Annotated in this window: 12 protein-coding genes; 5 read left to right on the plus strand and 7 right to left on the minus strand. The window is 43.5% G+C overall.

Annotated elements, in window-relative coordinates:
- The first annotated feature begins 215 nt into the window (after positions 1–215).
- Positions 216–3,293, plus strand: a complete 3,078-nt coding sequence (locus BTV98_RS00290; protein WP_075102706.1) for an insulinase family protein — start codon at positions 216–218, stop codon at positions 3,291–3,293.
- 90 nt (positions 3,294–3,383) lie between these two features.
- On the opposite strand, the gene BTV98_RS00295 is transcribed toward BTV98_RS00290, so the two are convergent.
- Both BTV98_RS00295 and BTV98_RS00300 read right to left on the minus strand, forming a co-directional pair.
- Positions 3,384–3,947, minus strand: coding sequence for an NUDIX hydrolase (locus tag BTV98_RS00295; RefSeq protein WP_058369502.1), 564 nt, complete (start codon positions 3,945–3,947; stop codon positions 3,384–3,386).
- A 387-nt stretch (positions 3,948–4,334) separates the two neighbouring features.
- On the minus strand, positions 4,335–4,850 hold the full coding sequence (locus BTV98_RS00300; RefSeq protein ID WP_227511787.1) for an HPP family protein: 516 nt from the start codon (positions 4,848–4,850) through the stop codon (positions 4,335–4,337).
- A 131-nt stretch (positions 4,851–4,981) separates the two neighbouring features.
- Between BTV98_RS00300 and BTV98_RS00305 the strand changes: the two genes are divergently transcribed.
- Positions 4,982–5,719 (plus strand): CoA pyrophosphatase, encoded by a 738-nt coding sequence (locus tag BTV98_RS00305; RefSeq protein ID WP_058369500.1) that lies wholly within the window; start codon positions 4,982–4,984, stop codon positions 5,717–5,719.
- Positions 5,720–5,953: 234 nt separating this feature from the next.
- On the opposite strand, the gene BTV98_RS00310 is transcribed toward BTV98_RS00305, so the two are convergent.
- Positions 5,954–7,309: an oxygenase MpaB family protein gene (locus BTV98_RS00310; protein WP_082638068.1), complete on the minus strand. Its 1,356-nt coding sequence runs from the start codon at positions 7,307–7,309 to the stop codon at positions 5,954–5,956.
- A 78-nt stretch (positions 7,310–7,387) separates the two neighbouring features.
- Positions 7,388–8,587 (minus strand): Na+/H+ antiporter NhaA, encoded by a 1,200-nt coding sequence (nhaA, locus tag BTV98_RS00315; RefSeq protein ID WP_058369499.1) that lies wholly within the window; start codon positions 8,585–8,587, stop codon positions 7,388–7,390.
- 635 nt (positions 8,588–9,222) lie between these two features.
- Here nhaA and BTV98_RS00320 point away from each other — a divergent pair.
- Positions 9,223–9,978 carry a TSUP family transporter gene (locus tag BTV98_RS00320; protein ID WP_058369498.1) on the plus strand — a complete coding sequence of 252 codons (756 nt, stop codon included), beginning with the start codon at positions 9,223–9,225 and terminating at the stop codon, positions 9,976–9,978.
- Positions 9,979–10,130: 152 nt separating this feature from the next.
- Here BTV98_RS00320 and BTV98_RS00325 read toward each other — a convergent pair whose 3' ends face one another.
- The 3 genes from BTV98_RS00325 to radC form a co-directional block, all read right to left on the minus strand.
- The gene (locus tag BTV98_RS00325; RefSeq protein ID WP_058369497.1) at positions 10,131–11,507 is read right to left on the minus strand and encodes a dicarboxylate/amino acid:cation symporter; all 1,377 of its coding nucleotides are present in this window, start codon (positions 11,505–11,507) and stop codon (positions 10,131–10,133) included.
- A gap of 566 nt (positions 11,508–12,073) precedes the next feature.
- Complete coding sequence (locus BTV98_RS00335) at positions 12,074–14,983, minus strand: acyl-CoA dehydrogenase (protein WP_075102708.1); 2,910 nt, start codon at positions 14,981–14,983, stop codon at positions 12,074–12,076.
- Between the two features lie 308 nt (positions 14,984–15,291).
- Positions 15,292–15,972, minus strand: a complete 681-nt coding sequence (gene radC / locus BTV98_RS00340) for a DNA repair protein RadC (RefSeq protein WP_058369495.1) — start codon at positions 15,970–15,972, stop codon at positions 15,292–15,294.
- A 139-nt stretch (positions 15,973–16,111) separates the two neighbouring features.
- On the opposite strand from radC, the gene coaBC reads away from it, so the two are divergent.
- Positions 16,112–17,548, plus strand: a complete 1,437-nt coding sequence (gene coaBC, locus BTV98_RS00345; protein ID WP_058369494.1) for a bifunctional phosphopantothenoylcysteine decarboxylase/phosphopantothenate--cysteine ligase CoaBC — start codon at positions 16,112–16,114, stop codon at positions 17,546–17,548.
- Positions 17,549–17,599: 51 nt separating this feature from the next.
- A complete protein-coding gene (locus BTV98_RS00350; RefSeq protein ID WP_058369493.1) occupies positions 17,600–18,382 on the plus strand; it encodes a sulfite exporter TauE/SafE family protein in 783 nt (260 codons plus the stop codon).
- Positions 18,383–18,481: the final 99 nt, after the last annotated feature.

Genomic DNA, 18,481 nt, shown 5'->3' on the forward strand with positions numbered 1-18,481 from the left:
GTTACGTCAGTAAGGGTTTAGCGTTCGTGGACTTGACTTATCAATGCTAAAACCCCATCTATAAGCGCTAAGTCAATTTTTAAATAATTCGCTAATAACCCATGTTTGATCACTAAATTTTAAAAACATTTGGCACAATTTTGAGGCTAGACTCTCATATTTACCCAGCTCATTGGGGCGCTATCTACATTATATTATAAGCTATAAGGACAACTATGACTGACACACCGTTTACTGCTGACTTAACGTTGCATCCAGCGTTTGAGCTGATTGAGCATCGCCATATTGAAGCACTATCAATGGATGTGCTGATCAGTCAACACATCAAAACTGGCGCGATGCATTATCATTTAGCGCATCCAAGTGATGAAAATGCGTTTTTGGTGGGCTTTCGCACCCAGCCCATGGATTCAAAAGGTGAAGCGCATATCTTAGAGCATGTGGCCTTGTGTGGTTCTGAGAAGTTCCCGGTACGTGATCCGTTCTTTTCAATGATTAAACGCTCATTAAATACGTTTATGAATGCGATGACCGCTGCTGATTGGACAGCGTACCCCTATGCCACCCAAAATAAAAATGATTATTTTAACTTGCTTGCCGTCTATCTTGATGCGTCGTTTTTCCCAAATATTCATCCGCTTGATTTTGCCCAAGAAGGTATTCGTGTTGAGCTCGACGAAAATGATAAGCCGCAGTTTAAGGGCATCGTCTTTAATGAGATGAAAGGCGCAATGAGCGGTGAGATTGATCAGTTATATCATACAGTCGCGCATCATTTGTTCCCAACGACGACGTATCATTACAATTCAGGTGGCGATCCTGCTGATATTCCAGACTTGACCCATCCTGAACTGGTTGAATTTCACCGCAGTCATTATCACCCGTCAAATAGCGTTATTATGAGCTTTGGTAATATTCCGGTGGCTGAGACACAAGCGAAAATCCACGACGATGCCTTAGCTCAGTTTGAAGCAGGTAAAAAACACGTATCGCGCCCAGAGCAGCGTTTGTCTGCACCGATTAGCGCTGTCGATACTTATACCGCTGACGAGACTGGACCTGATCAGACCCATCATGTAGTAGCGTGGTTACTGCCATCGATTACCGATCCTAAGCAGCGTTTGGCTCTGCGCTTATTAGAAGGCGTGTTGGTTGAGCACTCAGGTTCGCCATTACGTGCGTATCTTGACAGTCATCCACTGGGCAAGGCACCAAGTCCATTATTGGGGCTTGATGACAGTCATTACGAGATGGTTTTTTATACCGGTCTACGTGGTTCAAACCCCGAGCATGCCGAAGCGGTAGAGCAAGGTATTATTGATTTGCTGACTGAAGTTGCAAGTAAACCAATCGATGATGAAACCATTGAAACTATCTTGCACCAAATCGAGATCGATCAGCGCCATATCGGTGGTGATAGCATTCCTTATGGTCTAAATTTGATGTTAGAAGGCTTTAGTACCGCCATTCACGATGGCAATCCTATTGATGTCTGGGAGGTCGATGAGCATTTACAGTGGCTACGTGAACAAGTAAAAGATAAGCAGTGGCTGCCTAATTTAATTAAACAGCATTTACTCGATAATCAGCATCGTGTCCGCGTCACACTAACGCCAGATAGTGAAAAATCAGCCCGTTTGGCAGCAGCTGAACAGACTCGTCTTGATACCATCGCCATGGATTTGACGGCTGATGATAAAGATATTTTGCATAAACAGGCATTGGATTTAGCAGCGCGTCAAACTGCACCCGATGATGTCAGCCTTTTGCCAAAAGTTGGCCTAGAAGACGTACCAGCGGATATCAGTTTTAAGCAAGGCACACAAAAGCCTGTGCGTTTAAGCGGGCAAGACAGCACCTTGTTTGAGTATGAAGCAGGTACCAATGGCTTATATTATTATCAAGTCATTGTGCCGTTGACTGATGCGATCGGTGAGCATAACCATGATGAGCTACCCGTCAATGAAGTGATTAATCATCCACTGCTGCCTATTTACCTAAGTTTGCTATCTGAGCTGGGTACTGACTCCTTGAGTGCGCATGAGCTGCAAGCTAAGCAAGCTGCGCATTCGTCAGGCGTGACGGCGCGTATTAGTCAACGTACCAGTATTGATGATAGCCAATCTATCAGTAGCTATTTTGTCGTAGCAACGCGTGCGCTCAACCGTAAGCCTGAAGCGATTGAGCTGCTAAAAGAAGTTATGGAACATAGCGTCTTTACCGAGCATGACCGTATCAAAGAGATATTACAGCAGCGTCAAGCCAGCTGGCAATCGAACCTTGCAGGATCGGGCCACGCTTATGCCATGCAAACGGCCAGTCGTGGTATGAGTCGCCAAGCGCAGCTAGAATATGTACGCAGTGGTCTGCCCGCCCTCAATGCGCTTAAAGCATTTTTGACGCAAGCAAGTACGGATGAGGCGCAGTGGGACAAGTTGGCAAACAGCTTGATGGACTTACATCAGCGTTTGATCAGTTTGCCCAAGCACGCCGTTCTCATTTGTGAAGCGGAGCAAACCGAACGTTTAAGCAACTTGATTGTTGATAGCTGGAAAGACAGCAGTGCCCAAAAGCTGGCTGAAAAGTTGAAAGATTCTGATGCTGGTATTGAAGATAATATCCCAAGCGAGTTTGCAGACTTGCAACTTGATCCGGCATTAAACGGCGAACAAGACGCGGTGAAAACCATAGAAAGTGGTACTACTGCCGATGTTGAAGATTTAGCATGGCTTGTACCGACCAACGTCTATCATAATGCTAGCGTTTATACCGCTCCGGCCGCTGACCATCCAGATACGGCAGCGCTTATGGTATTAGCACCTTACTTACGCAATGGTTACTTGCATGGCGCTATTCGCGAGCGCGGCGGTGCTTATGGCGGCGGAGCTGGTTACGATGCCAATGCTTGCGCATTTAAGTTCTTTAGCTATCGTGATCCGCATTGTGCCGAAACCTTTGCGCACTTTGACGCCAGTATTGAATGGTTGTTAAGTGAGCCGCAAACGGATGAGCAGCTAGAAGAAGCTATCCTAGGAATTATATCAGGTATGGATAAGCCAGGTTCTCCAGCAGGCGAAGCAATTAAAGCCTGTTTTGCTGATCTCCACCAGCGTAGTGCAGACTGGCAACGTAAGATGCGTGCCGCTATTTTGGCAGTGACGGTCGAAGACTTACAGCGCGTGGCCAGGCAGTACTTGCAAGGACAACAGCATGTACGTGCGGTACTCGCGCCCTATGATAAAGAAGACAGTATCAAAGATCTAGGCTTTAAAGTTTGTAAAATCAAAAGCTAGAGCAGTAGAGGCTATGAGGTAGTAAAAGACAGTAAATAGCATACAAAAAGCCAAGCGTAATGCTTGGCTTTTTGTTATTTTGCGTCCAATTCAATAGCGCTTGATACTTTGATCCTTACCGATAAGGTCTTGATGAATAGGAAAGTCAGACAAATCATCGAACTGCTTACGATCTGCAAAATAGCTGGTCAATGTACGGCGTACTGCCTCAAAAGCAATATTGTCCCATGGAATGTCTTCTTCATTAAACAAAGCACAGTCCAAGCTTTCAGAACCAATGCCGTAAGCGCCATCCTTTAAATCAGTCAAATAAATACTGTAGATTTGGCCAATATCCGGAATGTCATAAATACAGTACAAATGAGGATTAAGGACAACAGCGTCGGCTTCTTCAAAGCTTTCTCGTGCGGCACCCTCAGCCATGGTTTCACCATTTTCCATAAAACCTGCTGGTATGGTCCATAAGCCATATTGAGGCTCGATAGCACGGCGACATAGCAGTACTCTGTCTTTGTGTACTACCAAAGAGCCACAAATTACCTTTGGGTTTTCGTAGTGAATGTAGCCACAGTTTGGGCATACCAGACGCGGTACATTATCAGTAGCTGGTATCTTGCGTTCTGCTTCATGACCACATGCTAGACAATAGCGCATATCAACTGCCTTATTTTGATGAAATAAAAAAGTGGTAAAAGTTGCTGATTTTTAGGATATTTTTATCGACATAGTGCTTGTAGCTTTTATAAGTATAGCCAAAGGGTATGACTTTAGGTCTAAACACTATTTTAAGCTTAAACGTTGCCTTAAGTACGTTGTTTTAAGATAGCATAAAATAAGGCTATGCTGAATAATGGTAACATGAACACGTCATTTATCCGCAATAGAGCAAACATGACTCAGATATTACGTTAGTTATTTACCCATATAAGAGATGACTGGCTTGATAAAGAATAGCCAGTCACGTAAAAGTGGGGTAGTGATGAGCAGACTGCGCTAATCTAAGCTACAAAGAACGATATGGCTTAGCATGACCTAGCAACACTACCAATATCTTGGATAATGTCTGCCTCTACCGATGTTGTTATAAATGAGGGCAACGACAACCAAGGCGAGCGCGCCTACCAGTGTTGGGGTAACCAAAAAATGCCATTTGACACCGCCAAGCATGACAATTAGTGGATTTGAGCCTGCAGGCGGATGCGGTACCCGAAACAATAGCATAAGTGCAATGGCAGTACCGACAGCGAGTGCCAAGCTCCACCACTCAATACCAAATATCGTCATAAATGATAGACCCGTAAAAGTGGTGATAAAATGACCACCAACAATATTTCTTGGCTGAGCGAATGGGCTTTCTGGATAAGCAAAAATAAGCAAACAGCTGGCACCAAATGAGCCCAAAATCATAGCAACATTTTGCCAATTGCCAATCAATGCCAAGGCGGCGGTTGCTAATGTACCGCCAAGCCAAGCCAGTCCAATGATAACTAAGGGCAGTCTTTGCGGGCAATCATCAATTCTGCCTTGCATTTTATTCAACGAAAAAATCTTATTCACTAGCGCTTCCTAAATACTATACTGATAAATTTAGTGACTTGATTTACGATAAGTCTTCTTCTTTTTGAGATTTTTTATAGAAAACCTGACTGATTGATACTTAACCATGATAAAGATATAGGCCGATTATAATGTTAATACCTTCGCAGTCTGCACAATTCGATAAACTGTCAGTCGCTGTCCCCACGTTTATTCGTCATCCTACGCTCAGAACATTGGCTGAGCGAGTACAGCATGAGACTTTAAATGCTGTCACCAGTCCAGCGGTATATCATTCTTACAATACCTCCCGCAGTGCTCGTATTTTGGACAGTCTATACCAAACGCCAATCGCCGATGCGTCGATATTGGTGGCCATTACTCATGAGCGCCATCCTAAGCTATTACTGACACGTCGCGCCGCCCATATGAATAGTCATGCAGGGGAGGTCTCCTGTGCTGGTGGTAAGTATGAAGTAGGTGACGGCAACAATGTTGTCACAGCCTTACGTGAAGCTTGCGAGGAGACGGCGTTACCACCAAATAAAGTGCAGCTACTGGGTCAATTACCTATTCAAACCTCTAAAAGCGGCATGAGTGTGCGTCCAATCGTGGCGCTCATTACTCCAGGTTTAGTATTGGTGCCTGAGATGGGAGAGATATCACGCATCTTTTGGGCAGATTTTGAAACCTTGCTTACTCAGCCAACTGTAGAATATGCAGTAGAGTATGCGATGCAAGATCAAGTTGCGACGATGCTTACGCCCAGCTGGCAAGTAGATGGTGAGACAGTATGGGGGCTAACAGGACGCGTCATCGCAAGTCTACTAGAAACTGGGTTTGATCGGCAGCTTGAATGGTATTACCGTATACAAGACAGCAGACTATAAAAGTTGTCAGCTTATAAGCGCTTACGTATATTTATCTAATAAAAAAGCATTACTTAGGTTTTTTGTGGATTTATTATAGTTACTGTTCGCCTTGTTGATAATGTTTTTAGATATTCTATTTACTACTAATAATATTCGCGACCTATAATCGATATTAAATAAAGTGGTTACAAGGCTCCATGATGCGTGATTGGTACAAATTTTACTTATTTGTTGTTTGTCAGCTGGCACTTTTTATTGATAATAATCATCGTTTTTCTTTAGCCACCAGTTCATATTATCCTGACGCTTAGCGCGAAACTGCTCAAGCTTGTCAGCAATGCTACTATTGTGCTGGCGGGCTGTATCAAGCGCAAACAAAATAGGTACTGAGGACAACACCCCGAAACGTATCTTTGATTTGGGCAGATCTAGTCCATCGCCGATATCATCACCGACTAAGGTGCGTGTCACACTGGCATTCACCATCTCAACGAAGCGTCCACGTCGATTGTCCTCGCCCATTAACTGACGTGGCAAGTCGTGCAAAGCTTTGGCAAGTGGCCGACCCATCTTAAAGTCAAGCTGTTGAATAGATAAATAGGTATACAGCCACTCCCAGCACGCAGATTCATCCTTCGGTAAGCGCTGTAAGTCAACGCCCATCCAATAACTGGCAAGATTCCACAGATGCAAGATACCTTCGGCTTCTTCTTTGCTAATACGTGCTCCCAATAACTGCAGTCCGCGCATAATCAATAACGAAAATTGCAAATGGGTAGCGATCATGTCTGTCTGATTGATGGGAATGCCCCAATAGGCCGTATTCCAAGTACCATCCGGATTATGATGCTGATCGGCATTTGGTATAACACCTTTGGCCGCGTTGCCTTTGCCTTTGAGTAAGTTTTGCCGTACCAAGGTATGAATTTGGCGGACGTTGATAGACTGTCGCCAGCCCTCAGATCCAATCGCCAAGACATGATCAATAGGCTTGCGGTTATTGCGCGCGCTAGAATCTAGTTGCGGATGTTCAGATACAGCCAGTATATAAGCATAGGTACGCATTAAGCGTGGCAATGCATCGTGCATCAAAGCGCCAGTCTGGATGAGCGGTAAGGAGAGAGCAGGGATACTATAGCCTGCCATGAGCGCAACATTACGCAGTAGCCAGATGAGCATTAGCGGATAACGGCGATAGGCGACTGCCCCAATCTGTGCAAGCTTGGGATCAAACCAATCAGGATGGCTACTAAATTGCTCGGTTAACAAGCTAAATGAAGGGTTGGTTGCAAGATTGACGTTTGGCTGGTCATCGATGATGAGTTTTTGTAAGGGTTTTGCAAAACGCACACCGTCAGTTGCTAAGGCATCTGCTAGTGGGTCCCCAATGTCGTAGCCAGCCACCATCTCATCTAACAATGATTGTGAGACAGTAAAGTCTTTAGGTAGCAGGTAACGTCTGATACGGCGCAGAACTTGTAAATCACTATGATCTGTAATCGCAGTAGTACGCCCATGACGTTGATAGCTCTGTACAGATGCTTTGTCTGATACTAGCGGATCACTAAGCGTAGCAGAGTCATTAACAAAGGAGTTTTTGGGTTTCATATTTATAATGTACCATCATGTCGGCTGCTAATGGTAATCAGTTGCCATACCAGCTGTCATAAACCATTGGCTTAAATATTAATGGCGTGTTAAATCTACTGATGTACCGCTAACGCTGTCTTTTAAGCTTAATTTGAGCATAATATAGCCGGCAACACCAGATACGATCGAGCCCATAATAATACCTAAACGCTCATCGAACAATGATGTGTCGCCTGCAAATGCCAGACCTCCGATAAACAAACTCATCGTAAAGCCCACACCGCATAATAAGGCTGCACCATAAATCTGCTTATAATCCATGCCTCTTGGCATGGTCGAGATACCAAGTTTAAAGATGAGCCAACACATGACCATGACACCTACTTGCTTACCGATAAATAGTCCTGCGGCGATACCAAGGGGTACTGAATGGAATAGCTCAGCGAACCCTGCGCCTTTAAGCGAGATGCCCGAGTTGGCAAACGCAAATAGTGGCAAAATACCATAAGATACCGTGTTTTGTAGATCATGTTCAAGCTCCTCAAGCGGCGAATGTTCAGGGTCCGTACGGTCAAACAATGGAATGAATAACGCTAAAACAACGCCTGCTAGCGTTGCATGAATACCAGATTTGAGCACTGCTATCCACATAATAACGCCAATGAGTAAATAGGGCGTGAGGCTAGTAATATTTCGGCGATTAAGTAAATATAAAAAGGGCAGACATAAGCCTGCGACGGCTAGTGAGCTTAACGATAACTCGCTTGTATAAAATAAAGCAATGATTAAAATAGCACCGATATCATCAAAGATAGCAATAGATACCAAAAACACTTTTAAGGAGTTAGGTACGCGGTTACCAAGCAGACTTAAGATACCTAGAGCAAACGCAATATCGGTTGCAGCAGGAATAGCCCAGCCTTTCCAAAACTCAGGTTCGTTGTAGTTAAAAAGTAGATACACAATAGCTGGCACAATCATACCACCCACTGCGGCACCAGCTGGAAGGATAATCTGTTTAACATTGGACAACTCGCCAATAAGCACTTCGCGTTTGAGCTCAAGCCCAACTAAAAAAAAGAAAACTGCCATCAAACCATCGTTTATCCAATGATGAGCGTCTTTGGCAATTCCAAAATCGCCTATTTGAATAGCAACAGGTGCGTGAATAAAAGATTCGTACCAAACATTGAGAGGACTATTGGCGACAATCATGGCTGCGATAGCTGCCAAAGCTAATACAATACCACCTGAAGCATCGAGGTTAAAAAATGCCCTAACTTTTTGTATTGCCATATCATCCTCATTTGTTAAATACATACTATAAACGTAAACGTCTATCTGACAGCTTTGTAATATCGCTGATAGCTCGCTTTAGTTTCTCATAATTTCATCAATATAAACAATAAAATGCGTTAAACAATATATATCAGCTTATCGCATTCTATTATGACAGGCGATACAAAAACGATAACAAGATTGATAACGCTATTACGACCTAATAAATACCTTAAGTCTATCTTCTTTTTCGGTGTTTTTTCATTACTAAAAAGTATTCTATGTTTTGTGATAGATACTGACAACCGTTATACATAAGATGCAGCTGTCTTAGGCAGATTCGCGAGCGTTATCATAAATTATAATGTTATAACATGATAGTGTTTACAGACAGATATTGCTTATGGACAAATAGTCCTTACAGACAAATAGTATCTACCGTTAAGTAGGCATATAGTCATGACAAATCTAACAAGCTTTGCTGCGCCTTTGGTCTTTTTATAGTTTTAACTTTATAATAAGTCGCTTTTCAACCAACACTTCAACCTATCCACTATTTTATTTTAATATTTATATTGATATTAAAGGCCGCTTGACTGGCGGTCTAGTGTTTTTGGCTGTTTTTATGAGAATTTTATAACAAGGCCATCTCTATGGACGTATCTTTAACCCTAGAAATTATTTTGATGCTCACTGCGGTGGCAGCGCTCGCTGGTTTTATCGATGCCATCGCAGGTGGTGGCGGACTGCTTACCATACCTGCGATGCTACTGGCTAATATACCACCAGTACTCACCTTAGGCACCAATAAGTTACAGGCTGCCTCAGGTGCGCTTGCGGCCTCCATTACCATGGTTAAAAAAGGAGTGGTCAAACCTCAACGTATAAAGATTGCCATTATTGCAGCTTTTATCGGTTCAGTCATTGGTACTATTGCTGTGCAATTGTCCCCGCCTGATCTTCTAGAAAGGCTGATTCCATTTTTGATCGCTGCTATTGGAATTTATACCTTGTTTGCCCCTAGACTTGGTGAAGTTGAGGCTGCACCGCGTATCTCGGAAAGTAAGTGGCAAAAAGTCGTGGCGCCATTGATTGGATTTTATGATGGTTATATAGGACCAGGTACGGGTATGTTTTTTGCACTTGGTAATGTCGCTTTACGTGGAAGGCAGATTATTGAAGCGACTGGAGCTGCCAAAGTATTGAACTTATCTACCAATATTGGCTCGCTAATATTTTTTATTTTAGGTGGCAATGTGCTTTGGAAAGTGGGGCTGGCGATGATGGTTGGTCAAACGATAGGCGCTTATTTTGGCTCGCATATGGTAGTCAAAGGCGGTAGTAAGCTGATTCGCCCAGTGATTGTGTTGGTATGCTTGGCAATGTTGACTAAATATGTGTTCGGTTAGGTTTATAGTCAATAACCGCCAATGCTCTACAGTTACTATAAAACAGCTACAAAACCAAGTTATAAAAAACCCCAAACTAATCAGTCTGGGGTTTTTAACGTTTTATAATATTAAGCTGTCCTACTATTATATGTAGTTACTTGTATGCGTAGCTACTTACGGCGATCGACATCATCGTACTCACTACCCATCAATCCATCGCTAAAGACTTGTGAGAATTCACGCTCATTGTCTTCATCAATATGACCATCAAATACATCTTTTGCACCAGCATAAGGATCGTTGTAAATGGCAACATCCATTTTGTTTTCTGACTTTGCCACAATCGTTGTCACCGCTGCATCACCGCCAACGTTCACTGCTGTACGCAACATGTCCAAGATACGATCCACACCTAAGATAAGACCAATACCTTCAATAGGTAAGCCTACTTGAGCAAATACCATCGATAACATGATTAGACCTACGCCTGGTACACCTGCTGTGCCGACAGAGGCCAATACTGACATTAAGATAACAGTCAGATATTCGGTAATGCCCAAATCAATCCCATAGATATTGGCAATAAAAATGGTCGCAGTACCTTGCATGATAGCCGTACCATCCATGTTGATGGTCGCCCCAAAAGGCACAGTAAACGATGCAACTGAGTTATTGACCCCCATACGCTTGGTTACTGTGCGTAAGGTAATAGGAATGGTGGCGTTCGAGCTTGACGTACTAAATGCAAAAATCTGCACTTCGCGCATCTTGGCTAAAAAGGTCTTGATTGATAAACCTGAGAATAGCTTGAGCACGATCATCATCGTAATAAAGAAATGGAAAGCAAGAGAGCCAACCAGTACAGCGACATAACCGAGTAATGACCAAATAAGATCCAAACCAAGCTCAGCCATTGCCTTCGTTAAAAGTGCAAATACACCATAAGGAGCTAGGTTCATGATGATAGTCACCATCTTTAAGATGACTTCATTGATGAGCTCTAAACTTTGCACTAAGCCTTTGGCAGGCTTACCGACCATCAAAATACTAATACCAATCAAAATGGCAAAGAAAATAATAGACAACATATCGCCATTTGCCATCGCGCTAATGGGGTTGGATGGGATAATGTTGGAGAATACGTCAAGTAGTGGCGGCGCAGATTTGGCTTCAAAAGCGGCTTCGGTTCCGATATCCATCCCTTTACCGATGCCGAATAAAATACCAAGCCCAATCGCAGTCGCAATCGCTAAGGCCGTTGTCATCATATAAATAAGAAAAGTCTTGGTACCAATACGGCCAAGTAAGCGAATATCACCGATACCGCAAACACCGCAAATAAGTGAGATTAATACTAAAGGTACCACCAGCATTTTTAGCGAGTTAACGAACAGCTTACCAATAATGGCAAAAAATCCATTCGTTACATAGGTATTAACAAAGCTGCCTTCACCATTAAGTCCGGAATAATTCAAAAATAAACCCAGTATAATACCGAGTACCATGGCAACAATAATCTTGCCCGTCAGTCCCATATTTTTCCACATAACTTATATCCTTGGTATACGTAACTTTTGGCAATAAAACTGATTATTAAATTATGATGACTAATATCATAGTCATCATTATCAATCACGTTAAGAGCCTTGTTACGCCTAAATTCTTTTTAGTCTCACGTTTCGGGGGACAATATAAAAGAATTGTTAGGGGCACTGCAAGATTTTTTTCTCATTCAAGTCATATTTAATCATTGATATGACAGCTTACAAAAGCTATGTGCCCAAAGAATAGCCGTTATTTATTCTAAACATTTTGTTTTTGTTATGGAAACAAATTTTTTTATTTACTCTTACTCAGCAAATCGCTGATCAGTTTGATATATTTATTGTGGGTTGAACATCTCTTAAGTGCACACACTTCACCGGCAAGTATTTGAATAAGGTTATGTCTTATACCGTATATGCCCATGTTGTTAGCTGTTCGATATAACTGTCCTATCATACAAAGACCTAATAATTGCATAGCCCAAAAAAAGCAAGACTGCCCTAGTTTGACAGCCTTGCTTTTGGTTTTTTTGTTTTTGTAGCTTGCCCAGTTACTCAAAAAATATTGATTACGCTTTATCGTCTTCTTCACGGCGTAGACCGTCTTGCCATTTAGAGCCTTGCGTAGAAACGTTTTCTCCCTCGCTACTCTCATGCCCACTGTGAGCATTTAGACGCCCATCATCTGTGTCTAATTGAGTATCAATACCTCTACTATGATTGTAACTCATACGTTCGCTAAGCGTCGACTCAGCGTCGCGACTACGATGATCAAGTGCTTCAGCTTCAGGGTTCGCTTCATCGAAGTCGGTTTGTGCCTTAACTTCCTCAACCGTACTTTGTTCGCCAGCCATTTTGACATCGCCATCCGTCTCATAACGATGCGCTGGATTGTCATCGCCCGTAGACTCAGTATCTTTGATTGAATTATCATCGGCCGATATACCGTTTTGAGCTTGGGCCGCGCTTTTAAGCTCAGCATAATCCGTCAGCTGATGTACCGCATTCTCTAAACTATGAGGATTAAAGCGCTCTTGTACATGCAAAAGATGTTCATCAAGTACATCGGTAAGCAGAGAATCAAAACGTAGTGCGTTGTATTTAATTAATTGCTCAGCCTCACTTTCAGTAATAACACCACTTTGGCTGGCATGGACTACGTGATCTTCAAAGGTTAAGCCCTCAAAGCTATCATCATGTTCTGCTTTTTTGAACTTTTGCCATAGTGGTTCAACTTCGAGCAGCGTCTGATAAGCGTGTTCCATACGTCCAGTAACATCATCAGGATCAGTATTGTAGTACACCATGGTCTTGAGATAATCACGAAATGGATTGGCTTCATGATCATCCATAAAGGTATCACCCAATTTGGCTTTGAGCTCATCACTAGCTGGCGTAAAGATACGTCCACTTGGGAATGTCACAAAGCTAACCACATTGGCCGCCATCCGATTAGGGAAGTTGGCAAAAAATGCAACAAAGGCTTCTTGAATAGTATATAGGCTATTTTGTAGGGCGACCTCTGCGTGTAAGCGCTCTGCTTCTGACTTACTACCATGCTCGTAAAACTGCAAAATAGCGGTGGCAATAAATAGATGACCATGAATATCAGCCAAGCGTCCCGACATCATCTCTTTACGCTTCAAGTCTCCAGCGAGTAGACCTAAAGCCATATCGGCAGTAAGGGCAAAGCCAGCGCTCAAGCGGTTGATATGTTTGTAGTAGGGGCGAGTAAAACTGTCTGCAAAGCTTGGCGCGTTACTACTACCGCCGACGTAGCCTGCGACAAAAGCTTTTGCCCCGCGGTTAAAGGTATAACCTAAATGTTTAAAAAATAGGTTGTCAAACTGCTTTAGAGCGTCTTTTTTGTCTTCACTTTGTAGTAATTGCAACTCATCGAACAGATATGGGTGACAACGCATAGCGCCTTGACCAAAAATCATGAGCGAGCGTGTCAGAATATTTGCACCCTCAACCGTAATAGAGACCGGAATAGATTGATAAAGAGAGGCTAAAAAGTTACGCGGACCCATTTGTATGGCACGACCACCAACGACATCCATACCATCATTGACGACTTCACGCATAGTCTCGGTCGCATAGTATTTCGCCATGGCCGTCATCACCGATGGCGTACCACCTTGGTTAAGACCGCAAGTAACCAGATGACGAAATGCCTCTAGCATATAAGTATTACTAGCCATACGACTGGTGGCATCTTGGACACCTTCGAATTTACCAACCGATATTTTGAACTGTTCGCGTACCTTTGCAAAAGCACTCACCGACAAGTAACTCATCTCGCTTGCTGACGTTGAAAGCGCTGGTAAAGAGATACCGCGTCCAACCCCAAGACATTCCATGAGCATACGCCAACCGCGACCAGCATTTTCGACACCGCCAATAATATAATCTAGTGGAATGAAGACATCCGTACCATCAACCGTACCATTCATAAATGGTGAGCCACTTGGATAATGACGTGGGCCTATAATCACGCCTTCGTGATCAGCAGGTATTAAAGCACAGGTAATACCGTAGTCGGTCTTGCTAGGATCGCCAAGCAAACCTTCTGGATCATGCATTTTAAATGCCAGTCCCACGACAGTTGCGATAGGAGCAAGCGTAATCCAGCGTTTAGAGAAGTTCATGCGCATACCGAGCGTATGCTCACCTTCATGAATACCGTAGCACACCACTCCTGTATCGGGGATAGCGCCTGCATCAGAGCCCGCCTCAGGACCCGTCAGACCAAAGCAAGGAACTTCTTCACCTTTAGCAAGTCCGGGTAACCAGCGCTGTTTTTGCTCATCGGTACCATAGTGCATGAGCAGCTCACCAGGACCAAGTGAGTTTGGCACCATACAGCTGACCGCAGCCGTTGAAGAGCGTGAAGCGATTTTACTCATCACGCGACTTTGAGCATAAGAGCTGAATTCTAAACCGCCATACTCTTGAGGAATAATCAAACCCAAAAAGCCATTGGCTTTAATAAACTGCCAAGTCTGCGGGGTTAGGTCTTTATAATCTTGAGTAATCTCCCATTCATCAAGCATGGCACATAGCGTCTCAACTTCATTGTCGATGAAGCTTTGTTCGCGTTCAGACAACTCAGGATAAGGGTAATTGGCAAAGGTGTCCCAGTTTGGCGCACCCATAAACAGCTCTTTTTCCCACCAGCTAGTACCCGCATCAAGCGCCTCACGTTCAGTATCACTCATACTTGGCATGGCACCGCTTAGAGCCTTATAGACAGGCTTGGTAATAAGCGCTTGGCGTATGGGAGCAATCAACAGTATCAAACACAAAAGTGCTATTGGAACACCCAATACGAGCGACCATGGGCTAATAAACGCAGTAACTATGACGGTGATTATGGCAACGATACTACCAGTGACACGGGATAAAGACAGTAAAAATATGGCCAAGACAACGGCTAACTGAATGATTACTGCTAAAATAAATAAGCCAATCGCCATGACTGTCTCCTTGGCAAAACGTGAGTGAGAAATTTAGAAATACAAAATTAGGTGTTATTAATAATCAGGGTCGATAATAAAACAGCCATCATACATATCGTTTGTGAGCCTGCTTTTTATCCTTGCTTTAAAGCTTTATTAAATCTTATTGTTTATTAAATCAGGCTATAAAGACAATTGTATCTACCAATATGAAATAGTTCTCATAAACTATCAATAGACAAAATGCTACGCTATGTCGACAATATGTATCAACTTACCTTTTTTAATTTTTTAAATAAAACAAACGATCTATTGGACCGTACAAGTCAAAAGGGCGATAAGCAGTTTTCAGCGTAGGATAAGGTGTCGTTACGACCAACGATAATATGGTCTATAAAAGTGATATCAAGTAAATCACAGGCTTTTTTTAGCTCATAAGTTAACAGGTTATCTGCTGTCGATGGCTGTGCATCAGTATGAGGGTGGTTGTGAGCCACGATTAACTGACTGGTTGCATGGCTTAAGGCATGACGCAGTACGTGCTTGATGCATACTGAACAAGAAGAGATGCCACCAGTAAAAAGTATCTCAAAGTTTAATAAATTCAGAGCATTATCGAGACAAAGTACGGCAAAGACCTCACGATGCTCGCCGCGCAATTGTGTACTGATATAGTCTTTGACCGCCTGTGAACGCCCAAGGGCCTGACCAGTCTTAAGTTGACTATCCAGATAGCGTGTGCCCATCTCAAGCGAAGCTAATATCTGTGTATATTTGGCAGGGCCGATACCATGGCAGGCAAGGACAGACTCTTGCGGCGCCGCTAAGAGTTCTGCTAGGCTACCGAATTGCTCAATCAAATGACGAGCAAGCTCGATAGCTGACTGCGATTGAGTACCAGTGCGTAAAAATATTGCTAAAATTTCTGCATCGGTAAGATGCGCTGCACCAAACTTCAGCAGCTTTTCACGTGGTCTGTCGTCTTCGTGCCAGTCTTTTATAGCCACTATTTTTCCTTAAATATGGGTTGATACTAAATAAATGAGAGAGTAAACAAGATTAGGGAAGAAAACTTTCCCCAATTTATCGCATAATTGTTACTATAAACGCAATTTTATCTTCTAACTTTTTATTGATGCCACGCCTATGTCAAATGTTGTGCTCGCTATTACTGGCGGTATTGCCGCTTATAAATCTGCTGTTTTTGCCCGTTTACTGATTAAAGCGGGGTTTGAGGTGCGCGTCATTATGACGACAGGCGCGCAAGCCTTTATCACACCACTAACCTTGCAAGCGCTGACTGGTAATGAGGTACATATCTCATTGCTTGATGAGCGTGCTGAGGCTGGCATGGGTCATATTGAGCTTGCCAAGTGGGCAGATTTGATAGTTATCGCGCCTGCGTCTGCCAATACCTTAGCTCGATTGGCAATGGGAATGGCTGATGACTTACTAGCAACGGTATGCCTTGCAACTACCGCACCAGTATTGATTGCACCAGCGATGAACCAGCAAATGTGGGCTCATCCAGCGGTAAGCTTAAATGTACAGACGCTAGCTGATATGAATTATCATATTATTAAGCCTACAAGTGGTGAGCAAGCATGCGGTGATGTAGGGGCAGGGCGCCTGCCTGAGCCTGAGCAATTGTTAGCAGAAGTACGTTTATTTAGCGCGCAGCAAACTATCCCACAGCACCTACACAGTAAAAAGGTCGTGATTACCGCAGGACCTACTGTTGAAGCGATCGATCCGGTGCGCTATTTATCCAATCATTCTTCAGGAAAAATGGGTTTTGCACTGGCACAAGCCTGCGTAGAAGCAGGCGCGCAAGTGACATTAATCGCTGGCGGTAAAGTCGCGCTACCAACGCCGCTTGGGGTCACTCGTATTGATGTATTGTCTGCCGCAGAGATGCTAACGACTGCTCAGCAATGTGTGGCTGGTACGCATCCTGCTTTACTGGCTTTGGCTGAACATGAGCAAAATGATAGTCATGAGCACTACCATACGCATAGCCATGAACACGAACATGGCGATTGTGATTGCCATGAGCCGGATAATCAGATAGAGCCGCAAAGTATGGCGTTAGGAAGTATAACGTTAAACAGTGACTTAGATACTTTGCGCTTAGATACATTGCCCTTAGATAACTTGCGCCATGCTGATATCTTTATCGCCACTGCTGCTGTCGCTGATTATCGTACTGAAGAAGCTGCCCCACAAAAAATCAAAAAAACCCAAGATGCCATGACACTAAATCTGGTGAAAAACCCTGACATCTTAGCGACTATTTCACATGCCTATCCGGATATGTTTGTCGTCGGTTTTGCGGCAGAGACACAAGACGTAGAGCACTACGCGCGCGGTAAGCTGGCTTCTAAAGATTTGGACTTGATTGCTTGTAATGACGTCTCACGCTCAGATATTGGCTTCGCCAGCGATGACAATGCGATGCAAGTGTTTTTCTCAGAGCGCTATGCCCATGATACAGTGACATTAGAGAAAGCAAGCAAGGACAAGATTGCCGCACAGCTCGCTACTATTATCGGCGAGACCTTGATGCAACGTCTTAATGGTTAATCATTTAGTTATTAGCATTAAGACGCAAATGATATATCTGTTAGGGCTATTATGATGGACATGACAGATAGCGGTAGCACTCAGACATTATTACTGATGGCGATATTTGCGCTAGCATCATTGCTACACGGCATTAGTGGACTGGGTGTAACGCTTGTAACGACGACTGCGCTTGCCAGTATGTACCCGCTGCCACATGCCATTGTCTTGGTGATATTCCCGTCATTACTGCTGAATGCAATGACTTGGCTAGCTGGTGGTGGCCGTAGTATTTGGCAAAACTTTATCTATTATGGCAGACGCTATTGGCTGCTCGCTTTAACCAGCTTGCTCGGTAGTATTTTGGGTGCAAAGCTACTGCTGTGGGTAGATAGTGCTTATATCTTATTGGTATTGGCGGCTGTCATTGGCTATTATGTGATAAGTGCATTACTCGGTAAGCAAATACGTCTACTTGATACCAAGCCGGTGCTGATTATTGTTGGCTTTGGTGCAGGCGTCATTGGCGGCGCGACCAACGCGATGTCGACCATACTAATGATGTACTTATTGTCCGCAAGTAACGATAAAAATACCATCGCTAAAGTCGGCAATATGTGTTATTTTTTGGGTAAAATTGCTCAAATCGTCGTATTACGTGAACCTATTATGGCGCTGAACAGTGGTGAGTGGCAGTTGATTACTCTGCTAAGTGTCTTGTCTATTGCTACGCTTTTAGTTGGCATCCGCTTGCGTCGTTACTTACCGCAGGCACGCTTTCGCCAGCTTATTTTATTGATTCTCACGGTACTTGGTATACGCGTAGGCTGGCAGGGGATTACGGCGTTTTTGTAGTATAGTCAGTACCAAATAGAATCGAAGCATCAATAATTACGTGCTACTGGTATAAGTTTTAAAGTGATTTGACTATAGGGAGTGCTTTCCAGGTTAGCG

The organism is Psychrobacter sp. Cmf 22.2, assembly GCF_001921745.1.
Classification (GTDB): domain Bacteria; phylum Pseudomonadota; class Gammaproteobacteria; order Pseudomonadales; family Moraxellaceae; genus Psychrobacter.